We start from the raw sequence: 18,595 nt of genomic DNA on the forward strand, positions 1-18,595 counted from the left end.
TTAAACGAACGATGAAGTGCTTGCGACGCAACAGGCGATCCCATGAAAATATGTCGCTGGTATCTAAAACCTGGCCATTTTAAAACTAATGTGCAGGGGGCTATAAGGGTAGGCTCAATTTCTTTTTCTCTTTCGCGGCGCCGGGCTGTTGAGTATTTCATCCAGTGTTTTTAATACTTCATCATCGGGCCGTTTTTTAATAAACATCGTAACGCTGATGGATTGGGCCGGGTTATGCCGGGAAGTGGCTTGCACCACTACCGAGTCTTTGGTATAGGACGAGTCAATTACAAGACTGTTGCCAAACCATTTGCCATAGCTTGCGGTAAATTTTATGTCAGCAGTATCCAGCGGTATATACCTGCCATTGCTTAGTTTGCCATCTACATTAATGTAATTGTAAACTCCTTTTTTAAGGCTGTCTGTATAAAGGTGAAAGCAAATGCTGTCAGGCTTTTGGGCCGACGCGGATATGGCTGATGCGGTAAGAAACAAGAGTACAAATATTTTCATGCAAAATGTTACGGGTTAAAAATGGGATATTTATTTCAATTAGCGCACCACAGTGCCTGTTAAATTGATAACTTAATCATAATATTAAGATAATACAGATACAGCAGAGTTTTGCAGGCGCCTATGAGTGCATACAACGGCAATAATTTATCAGCAAAAATGTTTGGCCCAGGTTTTCAATGGGGCGTGGCCATGGCTGCCCAGCAAAATGAAGGGGCCTACATGACAGATGGAAGAGGTCTGTCTATCTGGGATGTATTTGCACGCCGCCAGGGAAAAATTAAAAACGGCGATAAGCCCTACAATAGCTGCGATTTTTATTACCGGTATAAAGACGACCTGATGCTGGCCAAAGCACTGGGATTTAATACTTTTCGTTTCAGCCTATCGTGGCCAAGGATATTGCCCGAAGGTACCGGCCGGGTGAATAAAGAAGGCGTAGCTTTTTACAACAAGGTAATAGATGAATGCCTTAAGCTGGGGCTGAAGCCGTATGTAACGCTGTACCATTGGGATCTTCCCCAAGCGCTGGAAAAAGAGGGTGGATGGACCAGCTACCGCATCCTTAAATGGTTTAACCGGTATGCTACTGTTTGTGCTGCAGAATTTGGCGACAGGGTGAAAGACTGGATTATCTTAAATGAGCCCATGGGCTTTACATCGCTGGGGTATATGCTGGGCAGGCATGCTCCGGGTAAAACGGGCATGTCTAACTTTTTACCGGCTGTGCACCATGCCGCACTGGCGCAGGCCGAGGGCGGCCACATAATACGCCAGTTGGTAGATAAAGCGCATATAGGCACAACCTTTTCCTGCTCAGAAGTAATTCCATATACAGACCGTGATGAAGATGTAATGGCTGCCAAACGCATGGATATTTTAATGAACCGGCTCTTTATTGAACCTGCTCTTGGCCGCGGTTACCCCAAAGATGATTTTAAGTTCCTGGAGCGGCTGGAACTGCACAACAAAGCCTGGAAGTATACCCAGCAAATGGCGTTTCGGTTTGATTTTATCGGCCTTCAGAATTATTTTCCCATTGTTATCAGGTACAACCCCATTATACCTGTTATACAGGCTTCAGAAGTTAAAGCTGTTAGCCGTAAAGTGCCTTACACAGCTATGGGCTGGGAAATTAATGCCAACAGTTTTTACAACATCATACGTCGTTTTTGGCTGTATGGCAGCGTTAAAGAAATAATCATTACAGAAAATGGCGCCGCCTTTAAAGACGAGGTGAAGAATGGTGTTGTAAACGATACGCAGCGTATCAGTTATTTTCAGCAGCACCTGGCCGCACTGCTAAGGGCCAAACACGAAGGCATGAACATTAACGGCTACCTTGCGTGGACGCTTACCGACAACTTTGAATGGTCCGAAGGGTATCATGCACGTTTTGGCTTAATACATGTTGACTTTAAAACGCAGCTAAGGACTATTAAGAATTCCGGTTATTGGTTCAGAGAGTTCTTGGCAAGCTGATTTAGAATACCGGACAAGGAGCAAGGAATAATGAATGTTGAATGAAAGCCCTGCTACTGCCCACTCACTACTCCCTACTCACCACAACTTCTCCCCCGCCTGCGCTAACAAAAAAAATTATCCCTGCAACCGTTTTATCCTGTATATTTCAGCACCGGTTTTAAGCCGATTGTTTAACAGTTAATAACATACCTTATGAGCCATCAGGTTACACATGCTATGCATTGCCATTCTGCTGTTTACGTGCAGTTAAAAAACTGCTTTCAACGGGGCATAAATGTTTGTTCTGACAAGCAACTTCAATTACCTTTACCCGTCTTAACGATATGCCCTTCACTTAATATTTTTTAGCCTGTTAAAATAACCAGTTTATGGATGTATTAAAAGAGCGATTCAATGCAAAGGCGCAATCTGCCAATGCCGAGATAAAGAATTTATTGAAAGAGCATGGCGGTAAAAAAATTGGGGAAGTAACGCTTTCCCAGGTTTACCAGGGCATGAGGGGGATAACAGGTATTGTAAGTGAAACAAGCTTGCTGGATGCACAGGAAGGTATCCGCTTTCGCGGTTACTCCATACCGGAACTGCAGGAGAAACTGCCCAAAGCCCCCGGTGGCAGCGAACCTTTGCCGGAAGGTTTGTTTTATTTGATGCTGATAGGGGAACTGCCCACAGACGATGATGTGCAGCGTGTATCATCCATCTTGCAACGCCGCAGCCATGTGCCAACCCATGTGTTTGATGTAATGGATGCTTTGCCCCTTAGAACCCACCCTATGACTATGTTTGTTACCGGGGTAATGGCTTTGCAAACAGAAAGCAATTTTGCCAAAGCTTACGCGCAGGGCATTAATAAAAAAGATTACTGGCAACCGGTTTTTGACGATACATTAGACCTTATTGCCCGCCTGCCACGCATAGCTGCGCATATTTACCGCCGCAAGTATAAAAACGACGATCATATACAGCCCAACGGCCTGCTGGACTGGGCCGGCAATTTTGCCCACATGATGGGTTATGGCGATGAAAGTTTTAAAGAACTGATGCGCCTGTACATGACCATACATGCCGACCATGAGGGTGGCAATGTATCTGCCCACACCACTCACCTGGTAGGCTCTGCACTTAGCGACCCCTACCTTAGTTTCGCCGCGGGCATGAATGGACTGGCAGGCCCGTTGCACGGCCTGGCCAACCAGGAAGTGATTAAATGGATTTTTGAACTGCAGAAAGAACTGGGCACAGAGCAACCTACCAAAGAACAAATTGCCGAATATGTACAGCAAACAATTGCCTCGGGCAAAGTGGTGCCGGGCTATGGCCATGCCGTGTTAAGAAAGACCGATCCCCGGTTTACCGCACAAATGGAGTTTGGCAAAAAGCACATGCCAGACGATCCGTTGGTGCAAACAGTTTGGAACGTGTACGAAACCGTTCCGCCCATCCTGCAGTCGCTGGGTAAAATTAAAAACCCCTGGCCTAATGTAGATGCCCACAGCGGCGCCCTGCTGGTACACTACGGCATGGTGGAATACGAGTTTTACACGGTTCTTTTTGGCGTAAGCCGTGCATTAGGGGTATTGGCCAGCCTTTGCTGGGATAGGGCCCTCGGCTTTCCCTTGGAAAGGCCCAAGAGTGTTACCACAGAATCGGTTAAAATGTGGCTGGAAGGAAAAGAAGAAATTTGGGAATAATTATCCACATGCATACCTTGTTTAAAGCCCGGCGCCAGCCGGGCTTTTTAATGCCCTTAAGTAGAAATACGTGTATAAACTACGGTAGCCTGGCAGTTTTCCATTGTGCTATTTATTCGCATTTTACGGTGTTTTCCCCCTTATTTAACAAAACCTTTTCTCCGAATTTTGACCGGTTGTTTATTATCTAAAGTGCGGGGAGGGTCACATGAAACTATTAGCGAGGCACATATTTTGCCACCCTATACAAACTCTTTTAAAATCGAATATCTTATGACTGGTAAAAAATACATTGCCATAGTGGATGATCATGACCTGTTCAGGAAAGGGCTGGCTGTGCTTATCAACAGTTTTCCCGGGTATGAGGTATTGTTCGGCGCGGCCAACGGTAAAGATTTTATTAACCAGCTAAACCCATACCGGTTGCCTGATATTGCTTTGCTTGATATCAGCATGCCCGAAATGGACGGTTACGAAACCGCCGAATGGCTGCAGGGGCATTACCGCCAGGTTAACATACTGGCCCTTAGTACCATGGATACCATTACGGCCATCGTAAAAATGCTAAAGAACGGCGCCAAAGGTTACCTGCTTAAAGACGCCGAACCGGCAGAGTTAAAAAAAGCGCTTGACGAGGCTATCCTTCATGAATATGTGTACAACGATTTGGTTACGCCCGGGCTTATAGAAGCCATTCAGCATTCGGGGAATTAAATCTTTCTAAGGAAAGAATTTCAGGGGGTGCCCCCAAGCTATCGCAAGGGGTCGGGCTTTCCGCTATTACTCCGGCACAAAAGCCCTGCTGCCGTGGCCTCACCGGGGTAACCGCTTCAATCCCTCACCCAAAGGTGTAGCAGGCTGCTTTTTGTGTGATAGGTTGCTATGCTTTTACGATAATAGGGCTGGTATCCCTGGTTTGCAACAGCACTTTGTCCTACTTTTTGCCAAATCAATACCAGTACTGGCCGGTGTACGCTATTTGTTGGGCGATTTTTACCTGCAGCCGCAGGCTGGTATTTCAATTACCACCATAACCGCCAAAGCAGGCGGCGCTTCTGCTTCAGATACCCAAACATCTTTTACCTGGAATACAGGAATAGGGTATGTGTTTAATAATTTTGACTTTGGGGTTCGATACCAGCACAGCGGGTTAAAAGATAATGATTCCGACATCATTTTTGTGGGCATTCACCTGGGCTATAATTTTTCCCTTGATGGCAACGGTAACTAAAACCTGAACCAGGGATAAGGCTCATTCAAAAAATCCAGCAATCTTGGTAATTCATCACCCGGTGTTTCTTTGTATGCCGGCAACACACTGGGGTTTGAGGGATATTTTTTGCCGTTATATTTAACCAGGTGATTAGTGCCACGGCTGGAAAGTATCAAATCTTTCCAGCCGTTTGTTTTTGTGCCCGCTACTATAAGGGGGTAATCTGTAACGGTAAATGCAGTAATGCTGTTGCCTGCGCTGTCCAGCAATAAACAGGTGCAGCCACCGGTTCCGCAGAAGTAGGGGCCGGTAAGGCCAACAAATATTTCTTTGGCATCATCGCCGTTAAGATCGTATTGAAAAATGATAAACTTTCTGCTGATGCTGTCAATAATATTTTTCTCAAGATCGCCGCTATACATTTTTGTCAAAGTAGCCTTAACGTTTTCTGCGGCCTGCTTTCCATACGTGTTAATGCCATAGGCTTCGGCAGGTACGGTATCAGTAATGTCCGGGTCTTCTGCAGTGCTTTGCGTTGCAGGCGGTGTACTGCCTGCCGCAGTATCGCTGGTTGCAGTATTGTTGGTATTGCTGTTTGGCGATTGGCAACCGCTTATTGCCATACTGCCCGCAAGCAACAGGCGTAACATTGTTTTAAGCATAAGAGTGGTTTGCATGGTTTTAAAGATGGTGTTGATTGCATGTTGTATTGTAAAACAGGCTGGTAAGCAATTTGGTTGCGTCACCATAGCGTGAGGGATTGAAGCGGTTACCCCGGTGAGGCCATGGCAGCAGGGCTTTTGTGCCGGAGTAATAGCGGAAAGCCCGGCCCCTTGCGCAGCTTGGGGACACGCCCTAATCCTGTTTTTCATGGCTGTTGTCTGATGGTTTAATTTCAAACTGGCTGTTGGTGCGTATGTGAAGGTCTTGCTGGGGAAAAGGTATTACTATGCCATTGCGGCGGAAAGCTTTGTCAATCTCCCGGATAAGGTCGCTTTTTAGTGGAAAACCTTCCCGGATGTTTCTTACCCAAAAAACAATTCTTATGTCAATAGAGCTGTTGTTAAACTGCTGGAACAGCGGCGTTGGGGCGGGGTATTGAAGAATGCGTTCGTCGTTGGCCAGTACCTGCTCCAGTACATGCCTGGCTTTGTCAAGATCGGTGCCATAGGATACCCCTACTATTATTTCCAGCCGGCGTTTGTTGCCGGCGATAGTCCAGTTAACCAGATGGGCGTTAAGTATGTCTCCGTTGGGTATCACTACATCGGCGCCCTCCCAGGTGGTTACCACACTGCTGCGGAAACCAATTGATTTCATGGTGCCGGCCTGGCCGCCGAACTCAACAATATCGCCTACGTTAACAGGTTTTTCAAAGGCGATGATAAGACCGCTGACCAGGTTATTAACCAGGGTTTGTAAACCCAGGCCAATACCTACGCCCAATGCGCCGATAACGATGGTAATCCTGTCCATGGGAAAGCCTGTTGCTGCCAGCGCCAGCAACAGCCCGGCTGTTATAATGGTAACGCGTATCAACAATAGCCAGCTACCCACACCGGCCTTTCTTTCTTTTGCTTCCCGGGCTGGTACATGACTGTCTGATGCGAAGAACGACACGATTTTAGAAGTGATAACCGACAAGGAAATAATAAGGAAAAACAGGAGCACATTGCTGATGGTAAATGAAAAGCTGCCTATTTTACGATCGGTTATGAAAAATTCTTTAAGGGGCTCGGCAATTAGCCGGAAGGCATAAAAGTTGCGCCCTACAACAATAAGCCAGCCAATAACCAATAAAAAATAAAGTAAGGCAGGCGCCCTGTTGCCCACACGGTTAAAATTAATGAAGAAGAGTTTTTTTTCTGGCGTGGTATATACATCAGATGCGAGTGTAAGGGTTTCGTTGATAAGCCGTACCACCCACAAAAAAAGAATGCCTGTTATAATGTTTAAAAACCCCGCGGTAAGCAATGTTTTCGACAGGTTATACCGCCCGTAAAAATTGGCTATTGCAGAAGCTGCCTCAAGTAAAACCAGCAGGGCGATAAAATAAATGATAAGTTTTTCCCGCAACTCCTTTAAATGGCCTTTCAGCAAAAAGTAAAGCCCTGTACCCATGCCCGCCAGGGCTAATGCAAGCATGCCCCAACGTTCTGTACGCGACGCCTGAAGCACCAAATTAATAGTGCAGGCAGCAATAAAAAGCAGCAGGGTAATGAGCCAGAATTTCATCCAGTAACCAACGATGAAGTTTCTGAATATGATGGTAAGGCAGGTGGCCGCGGCTACCCATAACAAGGTGCTGAAAACAAACGGGGGTGCGGGAAAAATAAACTGGAAAAGGCTAATGACGATTACAACTGCCGAAAGAAACGGGTAACGAAGTGCCAACTGGCCATCAAAATCATCTTTAAGCAGGTTTTCGTTTTGTAGCTTTTGCTTAACGGAACGCATGAAAAATGTAGCACAGGCAATCAAAAGCAGCAGCAATAGAATCCTTCCAAGATTATCTGCCGTATAAAAACCGAGGTTTAGCCTGGTCTTGGCAACAGAATAATGTAGTATTTCTGTGAAGGGACGCCTGAAGCCAACTTCGCCCCAGATGTTGGAAAACTCCCGGTTAAACGTTTTGAGGGAAAGCTGTTGCTGGTAGTGGTTAATTTCTTCTAAGCTGGAGTTAAGCTGATACACCAACTGGTTAATTTGTACCTGCATCTGCTGAGCGCTGACGATGGCATTATCCAATGCGGAATCTGTATGGCTCATATCACGGGCTATGTAAATGTACCGGCGTGCAAACCTTATCAGCTCCGCGGAATCTGTAGGCAGGTTATACATCAGGCTGTCCGCAGACAGCGAGTCAATCTGGAACCTGAAAGTTCGCAGGTCTTTTTCATAGTTGTCAATGTATTGCTTACGGTTTAATGCCCGTTTGTGCAACTCGTAAAGAATATTGTAGGTAGCGGTAAGGTTCCTATACGTTTGCGCTGTGCCCTTATTGTTAAAAACGCCATCGGCCGCAATGCTGTACCAGTTTTTTATGTTCTCAAGCTCCTGGCTTATGGTGGTGGTGTCAAGGCCTTTTTTCAGGTAGTCGCCTGCGGCAACAGAATTTAAACGCAGGCCTTCCAACAGTTCTTCCTGCTTTTTTGTTAACAGGTTGGTTTGGTATTTAAGAATGCTTTTGCGGGCTTCTTCTTTTGAAGCTTCCTGTACCCTTTTTACTACGGCGGGAATATGCGGCGTATCAGGCGGCGCCGGTGGCAGCGAATCTGCCTGCTGCGCAAAAGCAGTAGGCGCCAGGCAGAAAAATGTAAATACACAGGTAAGCAATCTTTTAAATGCCATAGTATGCCGCGGTGTTTTCATGCAACTGTAAAGTAATAAAAAAACGCTTTGGGCGCTATTGTGTGTAAGCCTTTGAGTACCGCTGGCAGACATTGCCTCTACAGCTTCCAGCCAAGTTTAATATTCAGGATGTAATCTGTTTTGTTGCTGGCTACGGGTGGTTTGCTGTCTGTGTTTAATGTACCGCCTAAACCAAAAGAAAAATGCCTTACAAAATTCAGCCTTATATCGCTGTTAAAGTAAACACGGAACCTTCCGGCCTCGCTAAGGCTTTGATACAGTATCAGCTCGTTTAAAATGTCAATACCCCGTACCAGGTAAAGTTCAGAATGTATGTTGCCAAATATTTCGGAGCTTTTAAACTTTTCTGCCGAGGTGGTAAATTTCTCATCGTTAAAAGTACCGCCGGCATTTATGTACAACAGGTTTTTATCGCGCCGTATTAAAAAATTGCCTAAACCAAGTAAGGCTGTTTTTCTAAGGTCAATATTTTGCTCTGTGCTTGAAAAGAAGTTGCCCTGGCCCACAATAAACCAGTTGCCGGGAAAAATATACTTTACACCCAGCCCCAGGCTGCCCCTTCCGTTGCTGACAGTATCTACCATTGCCCCATAAGAAAAGTAATCAAGGTTCAGCAGCCAGCGTTTGGCCGTGTAAGCGGCATTAAAGCCCAGGCTCATTTGTATGGATTTGTTGGCTTTTATTTGCGTATAGCCAATGTCGGCTCTTAGTGCAAGCTTGTCAGACAGCTTTTGATTCTCAAACCGGTTTATTTCCACAATCTCGTCTTTGTTAAGTTGCAGGGTGCTGTCTGCTATAACGCTCATAACGGCTTTACCGTTCAGGGTGTCTAACTGCAGCCGCCCTATGTACAGAAATCCTTTACGGCTAAACAGTTTAAAGCGCTTGGCAGTTTTTATAAGGCTTATTTCGTTCCATTTTAAATTAAGCGGGTCAAAAGCATAGTCTGTTTTAAGCAATAAAACACCACGGCTTAGAGATACCAGTTCTCCGCTAAGCACTGTGCCTTTTTTGGTGACTATGGTATCTGCCATTTGGCCAAAGCCTTTTAATGTGAGCAGCAACAATATTGAGAATGTTACAATTAGTTTTTTCATGGTTGCACTAAACAGGAATAGCGCTTCAAAATATACCAATAACGCATAAAAAAGAAGAAGGTTTTTACAAAGCGCCTGGTTGCCTTTGTTGCCTGCGGCAATTGATTGCTTGGTGAAGCAATATTTTGGGCCCGGCAGCAGGAACTGACATAAGGCATCGTTGCGTCGCACACTTGTACGGTTTGTTCTTTATTCGCCAAGCATCAGCAACTTTTAGCAATTGGCTGGCGGAATAATTTGTACTGGCAAAGAAAGCAGTATCGCCAGGGCGGCAGAAGATTACATGGATTGTACAGTTTATTGCAGCGTTTGCCATACTGCTTACATGCTTGCATGAAACTGTTATATTTGTAGCAATAAAACTTTACAATATGTCATTACCGGTAAATAATAAAAAAGGCGAAAGCAAAGGAAGTAAAGGGCCTAAAAACCAGGCTGGTGGTTCTAAGTTTATCAAAACATCATCCAAGCAGGCCAATGTAACCAAGAAAATAAGAAGCACCGGCGCCAACCGTGGCAGCTAAATAACAAATTACCTGTGGCGTTTATCGTACCAGGTGCTTACCGGCTCCGATTGCCAGTATTGCAGCGTTTCCACATTCATAATGGTTAGCCTGCCGCTGTGCCCGGCGCCGGTATCTATATTAAAAATATTGGCGGCGTGCATGGGTTTGTCAGTATTCCAATAGAGTGTATTGGTATGGCCTATGAATATATGGTTAAAGCCGGTTGCCATGTGAAACTGGCCCGCAGATAAATCTCCTCTTGCGCTTGCTTTCCAGGAGAGGGCTTCGTTCCATAGGTCCCTGTCCCAGTAGTACAAAAAAGGCGTTTGCCCCTTAAATGCCTGTCGCCTGTCGAAGCCGCCGTGTACAAAGCAATTATTGTTATCGTCTATGTAATAGAGGTGCTGTTTCCTGAAAAAACTATGATGGGTTTCCGGTATGTCAGCAGGGTTTAGTGTAGTGGTATAGCCCTGCCGGCTGCTGAGGATGACTTCTTTTTTACCTGCCTGCCGCAGGTACGACATGGCTGTGGCTTTTCCGCCCTGCGCCCAGGCCTGCGGGTGAAACCCCGTTTCCAAAAAGTGGCTCATCCATTCATCATGGTTGCCTTTTAAAGCGATAAGGTTAGGTATCTTCAGTAATTCTTCCACGCATTCAAACACTTCATCATAGCCGTCTGCCACGTCGCCCAACTGTATTAAAGTGTCGTTACTGTAATCGAAATTCACCAGTTCAAGGCATTGCAGCAGGGCCTTGTGTGTACCATGTATGTCGCCCATTACAAATGTTCTCATGCCAAAGCAGTTAATTGCTTGAAGGATGCAAAATAAGCACTTACAAACAACTTTGGTCGCGTTTTTAATGGTAAATGACTAAAGGTTTTTTGAAGGAACAAGGGTTGTGTACATACTTATGCTAATTCTAAAAGCTACTTTATGTCAAATAGTGTATTTACGGCCAATCACATCGTATTTATAACCACGCTTGCTTAAGGCGCTGCCCACAGAAAAAGCAGCCTGCTGCACTTTTGGGTGAGGGATTGAAGCGGATACCCCGGTGAGGCCATCGCAGCCCGGCTTTTGTGCCGGAGTATGAGCGGAAAGCCCGACCCCTTGCGATAGCTTGGGGGCACCCCCAAAAGAACTGTATTGTGGCTGCTTTGCCGGCCAATGCATTATATTGCAATATATCCCCTGTTTATGAAGAAAAACACCATGTTACTACTGCTATGCCTGTGCGCATCATTGTTAAATGCGCAGGTACTTAACCTGCGGCAGCAGGCAAAAGTTATCAATGATATACTTAATGACCGCCTAAGCAACCTGTTGCCTGCGCTGATGGACAAACACAACATTGACATGTGGGTAATTGTAAGCCGCGAGTACAATGAAGACCCTGTTTTAAAAACCATGCTGCCCGCTGAATGGTTGAATGCAAGAAGAAGAACGATATTGGTGTTTTACAGGAACGCGGGAAAGAACCTTTTTGAAAAACTGGCGGTAGCCCGCTACAATGTGGGCGACAGTATTACTGCCGCATGGGATATGAAACGCTACCCCGACCAGTGGGACGCACTGGCCTACCTGGTTAATGAGCGCAAGCCGGCAAAAATTGCTTTGAACATTTCTACGGATTTTGGCCATGCAGACGGGCTTGACCATACCGACTACCTGGAAATGCTGCAGCACCTGCCTGCAGAAACCAAAAGCAAAATAATTTCAGCGGAGCAACTGGCCGTAGCCTGGCTGGAAACAAGAACACAACGCGAAATGCAAATTTACCCGCAGCTTATAAGCATAACCCATAAAATTATTGAAGAGGGTTTTTCAGAAAACGTAATTACGCCGGGCATTACCACCACTACCGATCTTGTATGGTGGTTTAGGCAAAAGCTAAATGATATGGGCCTGGCAACCTGGTTTCATCCGTCAGTATCCATACAGCGTGATGACAGTGCCGTATTCGACCACCTGAAAAGCTTTTCTAAGAATGCTGCCGCGGAAACCATTATACCCGGCGACTTGCTGCATGTTGATTTTGGCATTACCTACCTGCGGCTTAATACCGATGTACAGGAACATGCGTATATATTGCGACCGGGTGAGGAAGATGTGCCTGCCGGTATTAAAAAAGCATTTGCCGCGGCCAACCGCCTGCAGGATATATTAACGGCGCAGTTTAAAGCTGGCAATACGGGCAATCAAATGCTGGCAGCGGCATTGCAGCAGGCACGGTCAGAGGGGTTAAAACCAACTATTTACACACACCCGCTGGGTTATCATGGCCATGCCGCTGGCCCCACTATTGGCATGTGGGATATGCAGGGCGGCGTGCCCGGCAGCGGTGATTACCCATTGCACTATAACACCGCTTACTCCATTGAGTTAAATGCGGCCACCCATGTGCCTGAATGGAACAAGGAAATACGCATTATGCTGGAAGAAGATGGATATTTTGACAAAGCTGGGTTCAGGTACATTAATGGCAGGCAAAAAGAAATTTACCTGGTGCCAAGGGTAAGGGAGTGAATGTTGCACAAGGAACAAAGAGTGTAGAATGGCGAAAGAAGACACCCACTCACCGTAAAATTTTCTGTTCACTAAATCTTTCTAAATCCGCTTTTTAAATCACCCTTAGATTTGTGGCTTAAATTAAATCTATGCCGCACGAAGCCATTTCCGCTTTTGACATGTTTAAGATAGGCGTGGGGCCATCCAGTTCGCATACACTGGGACCATGGAAGGCGGCGCTGCGTTTTGTGCATACCATAGAAACAAATTATACTGGAACTTCACTGCAATCTGTTACTGTGCTGTTGTATGGCTCACTTGCCAAAACCGGCAAAGGGCATGGAACAGATATAGCAGTATTGATGGGGCTTTGCGGAGAAAACCCGGAAACCATAGATGTAGATTCCATTACACCAAAAGTTAAGGCCATTACAACAAACAAACAGATACTTATCGGTGGTGGTAAACCGGTGGCCTATGACCCGCTGACAAACCTTCAATTCCTGTTTACAGAAACCTTGCCTTTTCACCCCAACGGCATTAGTTTTTTGGCAGCTTTTTCCAATGGCGAAACCATCAGCGAAACCTATTATTCCATAGGCGGCGGTTTTGTGGTAAAGGAAGGAGAGGGACAAAGCAGCAAAGACGCCGTGCAACTGCCTTTTCCTATCAATACGGCGAATGATTTATTGCACTGGTGTATTAAAACGGGCTTTGCCATTTATGAAGTAGTGATGGAAAATGAGAATGCCTGGCGAAGCGATGCCGACACTAAAAAGGGCATGCTGCGCATTTGGCACACCATGCGGGATTGCACTTACCGTGGCTGCCACAACCGTGGCGAACTGCCCGGTGGCCTGCATGTAAGGCGGCGTGCGGCAGACCTTAACAAAAAACTATTGTGTGGTGAAACCCATTACACCAACTACGACGAATGGCTTCAACTGATACGTGACAAAGGCAACAGCTTTCAATACATCCTGGATTGGGTAAGTTGTTTTGCGCTGGCCGTTAACGAAGAAAACGCCTCTTTTGGCCGGGTGGTAACAGCACCCACTAACGGCGCCGCAGGCGTTATACCCGCCGTGCTGCAATATTTTATCTGCTTTTGCAATGGCTACGATGATGAAAAGATTATCCGTTTTCTGCTAACCGCCGCCGAAATAGGCAGCATTTTTAAAAAGGGGGCTACCATTTCCGCCGCTATGGGCGGTTGCCAGGCCGAAATAGGCGTATCGTCTGCCATGGCTGCCGCAGCATTAACAGAAAGTCTTGGCGGTACGCAAAAGCAGGCCATGATGGCCGCCGAAATTGCCATGGAGCACCACCTGGGCCTTACTTGCGACCCCGTGGCCGGACTGGTACAGGTGCCCTGTATAGAACGCAATACCATGGGCGCCATTAAAGCTATTACTGCTTCTCAGCTTGCTCTGCAAAGTGCCCCTGATTATGCCAAGGTATCCCTGGATAATGTTATTAAAACCATGTGGAATACCGCACTTGACATGAACAGCAAATACAAAGAAACCGCCGACGGCGGCCTGGCCGTAGCCATACCCATTAGCTTAAGTGAATGCTAAAACAAAAAATTTTATGGCCCGGACTATATGGCTACTATGAGGCTTTGGTTGTGTCACTCACTTGTACGCCTTGTCCTCTACTCTGCAATGTGCATCATCAAAACAGGTTATAGGCACCTCAATAATTCCAATCAATTTCCCAAAGCATTTCTTGCAGGCTTTAATCTTCTATATTTGTCGCACTAACGAGTGTAAGTATGAGTACAGATTTTAACCGTAACGAAGAGTGGATGAAGCAACTGCTAAGCGAACAACGCCAGCGGTTAGACAAAATAATGTTAGGCGGCGGCCAAAAAGCCATAGACAAGCAACACCAAAAAAATAAACTAACAGCAAGGGAACGCATTGCTTACCTGTGTGACGAGGATAAACCATTTACTGAGATTGGCGCTTTTGCGGGTTATGAAATGTATGCGGAACAGGGCGGTTGCCCAGCCGGTGGAACTGTAGCAGGCATCGGTTACGTTAGTGGCCGGCAATGTGTAATACTTGCCAACGACCAAACCGTTAAAGCTGGCGCATGGTTTCCCATAACCGGTAAAAAAAACCTGCGCATGCAGGAAATAGCCATGGAAAACAGGTTGCCGGTAATTTACCTGGTTGACAGTGCCGGTGTATTTCTTCCGCTGCAGGATGAAATTTTTCCTGACAAGGAGCATTTTGGCCGTGTATTCCGCAACAATGCCCGCATGAGTGCCATGGGCATTACACAGATTGCTGCTGTAATGGGCGCCTGTGTGGCCGGTGGGGCTTACCTGCCTATTATGAGCGATGAAACCCTGATGGTAAACGGCGCCGGCAGCATCTACCTGGCCGGGCCATATCTTGTTAAAGCCGCCATTGGAGAAGATACCGATAATGAAACCCTGGGCGGGGCTGTTACGCATACGGAAATAAGCGGCATTGCAGATTACAAATTTGATACGGAACAGGCCTGTCTTGACCACATAAAGAAAATAATGCACAAGCTGGGAAGCAGTAAAACAGCAGGTTTTAACAGGATTGAACCGCTGGCCCCTGCCAAAGACCCGCAGGAGCTGTATGGCCTGATGCACGTAAACAATGCCCGGCCTTATGATGTAGTGGAAATAATTGAACGCATAGCCGATGCAGAGCATGGCGGTACGGGAAAGTCATCTTTTATACAGTTTAAGGAAGATTACGGTAAAACCATTGTTTGCGGCTATGCAAGAATTGATGGTTGGTCTGCTGGTATTGTAGCCAACCAGCGCCTGATTGTTAAAACCAAAAAGGGCGAGATGCAGATGGGTGGCGTATTGTATAATGACAGCAGCGATAAAGTGGCCAGGTTTATATTGAACTGCAACCAGAAGAAAATTCCGCTGGTATTTTTGCAGGATGTAACAGGTTTTATGGTAGGCAGCCGCAGCGAGCATGCGGGTATTATTAAAGACGGCGCCAAGCTGGTAAACGCCGTAGCCAACAGCGTGGTGCCTAAAATAACCATTATAACCGGTAACAGTTTCGGGGCCGGCAATTATGCCATGTGTGGCAAGGCTTACGATCCCCGGTTCATATATGCATGGCCCAGCGCCAAAATAGCGGTAATGGGCGGCGACCAGGCTGCGAAAACTTTGCTGCAAATACAGGTTGCCGGTAAGGAAACAACAGAAGCGGAGCAACAGGCATTGCTTGAAAACATTAAATCCCGCTACGATAAACAAACCACGCCTTATTACGCCGCAGCCCGTTTATGGGTAGATGATATTATTGACCCTCTGCAAACAAGGGAACGCATTAGTGAAGGTATTGCTGCGGCTAACCTTAACCCGGATGTAGAGGTGTTGAAGAGCGGTGTGTGGCAGGTGTAGAAAATTGTGCATTTTAGAAGTCAGTATCTTACAAAATGTAATAACTATTTTTGTTGCAAAGTTTCTTAAATGATAAATCATATAAATCCACTTATAATAAAGAATTACAAATCAATCAAGAAGCTTGAACTATCATGTAACCGGATAAATGTCCTGATAGGAGAGCCTAATTCTGGAAAATCGAATATTCTGGAAGCGCTTGATGTTTCTTATTTGTCGTGGATGCTGGGAGCTAATGAGACTAACAGAAAAGAGGGGAGGGAGCTAATTGATATCCAGAAGTTTTTTAGAGTACAAAGTGCATCGGATCTCTTTCACTTGGGGAATTTGCAGCATTCGATTGAAATATTGCATCCTGGGTTCTCAATCAATACTTACTTGAAGTATAATGCTGAAGAAGATAAAAACTATTTTGAGTGGAGTACCTCGAACGGTTCGGAAACTTTGTTCCAAAAAGATTTTTCGGTAGTAGATCCAATGCAATTTTTTGCTTCACCTATTAAGCCTTTTAGATATCAAAGTAATATTGAGTTTCACGACTCAGGTAATTATTTTTATAATCTAATGCCACCTTTCGGCAATAACCTTGCGAAGGTTATTTATCATAATGCTGACATGGTTAGTTTAGCAAAAACCTTTGCAAAAGAAAACGGCTTTGAATTTAACCTTGATAAGTCAACCGAAACTATAAATATCCAGTTGAGGCTTGGGGATGGGTTGGTTTATACATTGTCTTATGAAGCATTAGCTGACACATTTAAAAGGATGCTGTTTTACATCGCTGCAGTAAGGCATAATAATGCTTCTGTTATTACTTTGGATGAACCTGATACACACGCATTTCCTCCTTATGTAAGCTTTCTTGCAGATGAAATAATTAAGAACAATAATTCCCAGTTTTTTATTGCTACGCATAATCCATATCTGTTAAATACACTTATAGAGAACACACCGGCAGGCGACTTGGGAGTATTTGTGTGCAGCTATGACAATAATGCCAGGAGTACACAGGCTAAAAAATTAACTGACTCAGATCTCTCAGAGCTTTTGGATTACGGAGTGGATATATTTTTCAACCTTAATAAGTACCTTGATGACAGTTTTGAATATCGTACCTGAATGTTTTGTAGATACCCGTCTTGCAGAAATTGTCAGTCAGTCGGCTAAAAAATATAATCATCAGCATGGTCACGGTAATGTCGCAAGCAAAATGCAACTCACTCTTGCGGAGTCACCTGCTTTGGGGATTATTGATGAGGATACCACTAAGGTGAGAAAGGCTAACTATTTTTCTGACTTTATTCAGCTAAAGGATGAATATTCGCTGAAGCTGAAAAAGCATCTACTTCGGGCGCATTACCTCATTGTTATCTGTCCGGCAATTGAAAAGTGGTTATTGCAGGCTGCATCAGGTGTAAATGTAGATCCGGTTGCTTTTAACCTTCCCCATGAGTTAGCAGGCTTTGCCCAAATTTCAAAAGTTGATGATATTAGTAAGAATATCAATTTTTATAGGTTTGTGAAAGAACTTATCAGAAAAGAATCACCAGGCATTTTGACCCTAAAAAATTGAATTGAACAATTTAAGGTCGGTTCACTTTAAACTGTCTTGTAATCCATTGTGGTACGCTATAGCTTTTCCCATTTTTTATATTGTTATTGATGGGATAAGATCAGCCGGCAGGTGTAGAAGCAATGCTAAAACATAGTTACACTTTGGAAACTCTTTTTAGGTTGCCCCTGAGCGTTGAACAAATAGGGGTAGTTTTTCCTTTTTAGTTTCTGTTCCAGGAAGCTGTTGCCATCTTTTATCCCCCATATTGTAACCCCGGTAATTTTGTCTTTATTGTTCCTGAACAGTTTAAACAGATCGCCAAATATCCTGGCCTGCTTATCACTCATGTTGGTGGAGAATGTATCGGGAACCTTAAGCAATTTTTCAGGGGTTGACATGCGGTCGTAAACAGATATATCAAGTTCAGTTATTTGCACCTGTAGCCCCATGGCGGAGAAATTACTAATAAAAGACTGCATTTCATCTTTGTCAAAACCGTCTATACCCAGGTGCCCCTGGATGCCTATACCATCAACAGGCACCCCTCTTTCTTTTAAGCGTTTCATTAGCCCGCCTATTTTCTTCATATGGGCTGCTGTATATATACCATCGTTATAAAAAAGGATTGCATCCGGGTCTGCCGCTTTCGCATAAAAAAAAGCGCTGTCAATATAATCTTCGCCTACACGGTTAAGCAGTGTATCGTTATCCCGCAAGGCTTCATTTACCACATCCCAGCAATATACTTTCCCCTTGTACCTGGAAACTTCGGCAGTAATATGGCTTTTCATTCTCGCAAGCAGCAATTCCCTGCCTGCAGGCTTCTTGTTTTCATCGAGCCAAAACCATCTTGGCATGTGTATATTGTAAACAAGGCAATGGCCCCTGATTTTGAGGTTATTTTGAACTGCAAAGTTAACCATACTGTCGGCCGGCGCCCAGTTGTATTCTTTCTCTTTTGCATGGATGCGCATAGGCTGCATTACTTTTTTAGCGGTAATGGATGAGAACTGATCAGTTACCAGTTTTTGTATGGAAGTATCCCGCAACTCTTCAATGTCCAGCGCAACGCCAATAGGGAAATAATCTTTGTAAGCCTCTTTAAGTTTTTTTCCGCGCTGCAACATCGCGGTTGCGGATTGAGGTTGCGATGAGCATGAAGTGCACAGAAAAACAAATAGTATTACCGTAAGGCTATGTTTTAACGATAGAATGTTTTGTGACATACAGATAGTTTAATC

16 protein-coding genes are annotated in these 18,595 nt (G+C 45.1%); 10 read left to right on the plus strand and 6 right to left on the minus strand.

Annotated elements, in window-relative coordinates; all coding sequences use genetic code 11:
- Window positions 1–114 precede the first annotated feature (114 nt).
- Window positions 115–513 (minus strand): hypothetical protein, encoded by a 399-nt coding sequence (locus F0364_RS12155; protein WP_153798060.1) that lies wholly within the window; start codon window positions 511–513, stop codon window positions 115–117.
- A gap of 123 nt (window positions 514–636) precedes the next feature.
- Between F0364_RS12155 and F0364_RS12160 the strand changes: the two genes are divergently transcribed.
- From F0364_RS12160 to F0364_RS12175, 4 genes are all read left to right on the plus strand, one after another.
- Window positions 637–1,995, plus strand: a complete 1,359-nt coding sequence (locus F0364_RS12160; protein ID WP_207632640.1) for a GH1 family beta-glucosidase — start codon at window positions 637–639, stop codon at window positions 1,993–1,995.
- Between the two features lie 371 nt (window positions 1,996–2,366).
- On the plus strand, window positions 2,367–3,689 hold the full coding sequence (locus F0364_RS12165; protein WP_153798061.1) for a citrate (Si)-synthase, eukaryotic: 1,323 nt from the start codon (window positions 2,367–2,369) through the stop codon (window positions 3,687–3,689).
- Window positions 3,690–3,962: 273 nt separating this feature from the next.
- Window positions 3,963–4,403, plus strand: coding sequence for a response regulator (locus tag F0364_RS12170; protein ID WP_153798062.1), 441 nt, complete (start codon window positions 3,963–3,965; stop codon window positions 4,401–4,403).
- A gap of 202 nt (window positions 4,404–4,605) precedes the next feature.
- Window positions 4,606–4,920: an outer membrane beta-barrel protein gene (locus F0364_RS12175; RefSeq protein WP_207632641.1), complete on the plus strand. Its 315-nt coding sequence runs from the start codon at window positions 4,606–4,608 to the stop codon at window positions 4,918–4,920.
- On the opposite strand, the gene F0364_RS12180 is transcribed toward F0364_RS12175, so the two are convergent.
- The 3 genes from F0364_RS12180 to F0364_RS12190 form a co-directional block, all read right to left on the minus strand.
- Window positions 4,917–5,564, minus strand: coding sequence for a COG3650 family protein (locus tag F0364_RS12180; protein ID WP_153798064.1), 648 nt, complete (start codon window positions 5,562–5,564; stop codon window positions 4,917–4,919). The two genes, F0364_RS12175 and F0364_RS12180, sit on opposite strands and share 4 nt — an antisense overlap.
- Window positions 5,565–5,757: 193 nt before the next feature.
- The gene (locus tag F0364_RS12185) at window positions 5,758–8,253 is read right to left on the minus strand and encodes a mechanosensitive ion channel family protein (protein ID WP_207632642.1); all 2,496 of its coding nucleotides are present in this window, start codon (window positions 8,251–8,253) and stop codon (window positions 5,758–5,760) included.
- A 98-nt stretch (window positions 8,254–8,351) separates the two neighbouring features.
- The gene (locus F0364_RS12190) at window positions 8,352–9,542 is read right to left on the minus strand and encodes a DUF481 domain-containing protein (protein ID WP_153798066.1); all 1,191 of its coding nucleotides are present in this window, start codon (window positions 9,540–9,542) and stop codon (window positions 8,352–8,354) included.
- Between the two features lie 200 nt (window positions 9,543–9,742).
- On the opposite strand from F0364_RS12190, the gene F0364_RS12195 reads away from it, so the two are divergent.
- Window positions 9,743–9,895 carry a hypothetical protein gene (locus tag F0364_RS12195; RefSeq protein WP_153798067.1) on the plus strand — a complete coding sequence of 51 codons (153 nt, stop codon included), beginning with the start codon at window positions 9,743–9,745 and terminating at the stop codon, window positions 9,893–9,895.
- Window positions 9,896–9,903: 8 nt separating this feature from the next.
- Here F0364_RS12195 and F0364_RS12200 read toward each other — a convergent pair whose 3' ends face one another.
- Window positions 9,904–10,671, minus strand: coding sequence for a metallophosphoesterase (locus F0364_RS12200; RefSeq protein ID WP_153798068.1), 768 nt, complete (start codon window positions 10,669–10,671; stop codon window positions 9,904–9,906).
- A 405-nt stretch (window positions 10,672–11,076) separates the two neighbouring features.
- Between F0364_RS12200 and F0364_RS12205 the strand changes: the two genes are divergently transcribed.
- The 5 genes from F0364_RS12205 (at window position 11,077) to F0364_RS12225 (ending at window position 17,372) form a co-directional block, all read left to right on the plus strand.
- On the plus strand, window positions 11,077–12,405 hold the full coding sequence (locus tag F0364_RS12205) for a M24 family metallopeptidase (protein WP_207632643.1): 1,329 nt from the start codon (window positions 11,077–11,079) through the stop codon (window positions 12,403–12,405).
- A gap of 131 nt (window positions 12,406–12,536) precedes the next feature.
- Entirely contained in the window at window positions 12,537–13,967 is a 1,431-nt protein-coding gene (locus F0364_RS12210) for an L-serine ammonia-lyase (protein WP_153798070.1), read from the plus strand.
- Window positions 13,968–14,164: 197 nt separating this feature from the next.
- Entirely contained in the window at window positions 14,165–15,799 is a 1,635-nt protein-coding gene (locus tag F0364_RS12215) for an acyl-CoA carboxylase subunit beta (RefSeq protein ID WP_153798071.1), read from the plus strand.
- A gap of 69 nt (window positions 15,800–15,868) precedes the next feature.
- Window positions 15,869–16,918 carry an AAA family ATPase gene (locus tag F0364_RS12220; RefSeq protein WP_153798072.1) on the plus strand — a complete coding sequence of 350 codons (1,050 nt, stop codon included), beginning with the start codon at window positions 15,869–15,871 and terminating at the stop codon, window positions 16,916–16,918.
- Window positions 16,893–17,372, plus strand: coding sequence for a hypothetical protein (locus F0364_RS12225; protein ID WP_153798073.1), 480 nt, complete (start codon window positions 16,893–16,895; stop codon window positions 17,370–17,372). Before F0364_RS12220 ends, F0364_RS12225 begins: the two co-directional genes overlap by 26 nt.
- Before the next feature lie 125 nt (window positions 17,373–17,497).
- Here the strand turns inward: F0364_RS12225 and F0364_RS12230 are convergent, their stop codons facing one another.
- The gene (locus F0364_RS12230) at window positions 17,498–18,580 is read right to left on the minus strand and encodes an endo-1,4-beta-xylanase (RefSeq protein ID WP_153798074.1); all 1,083 of its coding nucleotides are present in this window, start codon (window positions 18,578–18,580) and stop codon (window positions 17,498–17,500) included.
- Between the last annotated feature and the right edge of the window lie 15 nt (window positions 18,581–18,595).

The organism is Foetidibacter luteolus (genome assembly GCF_009650435.1).
GTDB classification, from domain to species: Bacteria; Bacteroidota; Bacteroidia; order Chitinophagales; family Chitinophagaceae; genus Foetidibacter; species Foetidibacter luteolus.

Excerpts from the sequence above, each read along its gene's own strand:
- F0364_RS12155 (WP_153798060.1), bottom strand. The coding sequence starts at position 513 with ATGAAAATATTTGTACTCTTGTTTCTTACCGCATCAGCCATATCCGCG.
- F0364_RS12160 (WP_207632640.1), top strand. The coding sequence starts at position 637 with ATGAGTGCATACAACGGCAATAATTTATCAGCAAAAATGTTTGGCCCA.
- F0364_RS12165 (WP_153798061.1), top strand. The coding sequence starts at position 2,367 with ATGGATGTATTAAAAGAGCGATTCAATGCAAAGGCGCAATCTGCCAAT.
- F0364_RS12170 (WP_153798062.1), top strand. The coding sequence starts at position 3,963 with ATGACTGGTAAAAAATACATTGCCATAGTGGATGATCATGACCTGTTC.
- F0364_RS12180 (WP_153798064.1), bottom strand. The coding sequence starts at position 5,564 with ATGCTTAAAACAATGTTACGCCTGTTGCTTGCGGGCAGTATGGCAATA.
- F0364_RS12185 (WP_207632642.1), bottom strand. The coding sequence starts at position 8,253 with ATGGCATTTAAAAGATTGCTTACCTGTGTATTTACATTTTTCTGCCTG.
- F0364_RS12195 (WP_153798067.1), top strand. The coding sequence starts at position 9,743 with ATGTCATTACCGGTAAATAATAAAAAAGGCGAAAGCAAAGGAAGTAAA.
- F0364_RS12200 (WP_153798068.1), bottom strand. The coding sequence starts at position 10,671 with ATGAGAACATTTGTAATGGGCGACATACATGGTACACACAAGGCCCTG.
- F0364_RS12205 (WP_207632643.1), top strand. The coding sequence starts at position 11,077 with ATGAAGAAAAACACCATGTTACTACTGCTATGCCTGTGCGCATCATTG.
- F0364_RS12210 (WP_153798070.1), top strand. The coding sequence starts at position 12,537 with ATGCCGCACGAAGCCATTTCCGCTTTTGACATGTTTAAGATAGGCGTG.
- F0364_RS12215 (WP_153798071.1), top strand. The coding sequence starts at position 14,165 with ATGAGTACAGATTTTAACCGTAACGAAGAGTGGATGAAGCAACTGCTA.
- F0364_RS12220 (WP_153798072.1), top strand. The coding sequence starts at position 15,869 with ATGATAAATCATATAAATCCACTTATAATAAAGAATTACAAATCAATC.
- F0364_RS12225 (WP_153798073.1), top strand. The coding sequence starts at position 16,893 with ATGACAGTTTTGAATATCGTACCTGAATGTTTTGTAGATACCCGTCTT.
- F0364_RS12230 (WP_153798074.1), bottom strand. The coding sequence starts at position 18,580 with ATGTCACAAAACATTCTATCGTTAAAACATAGCCTTACGGTAATACTA.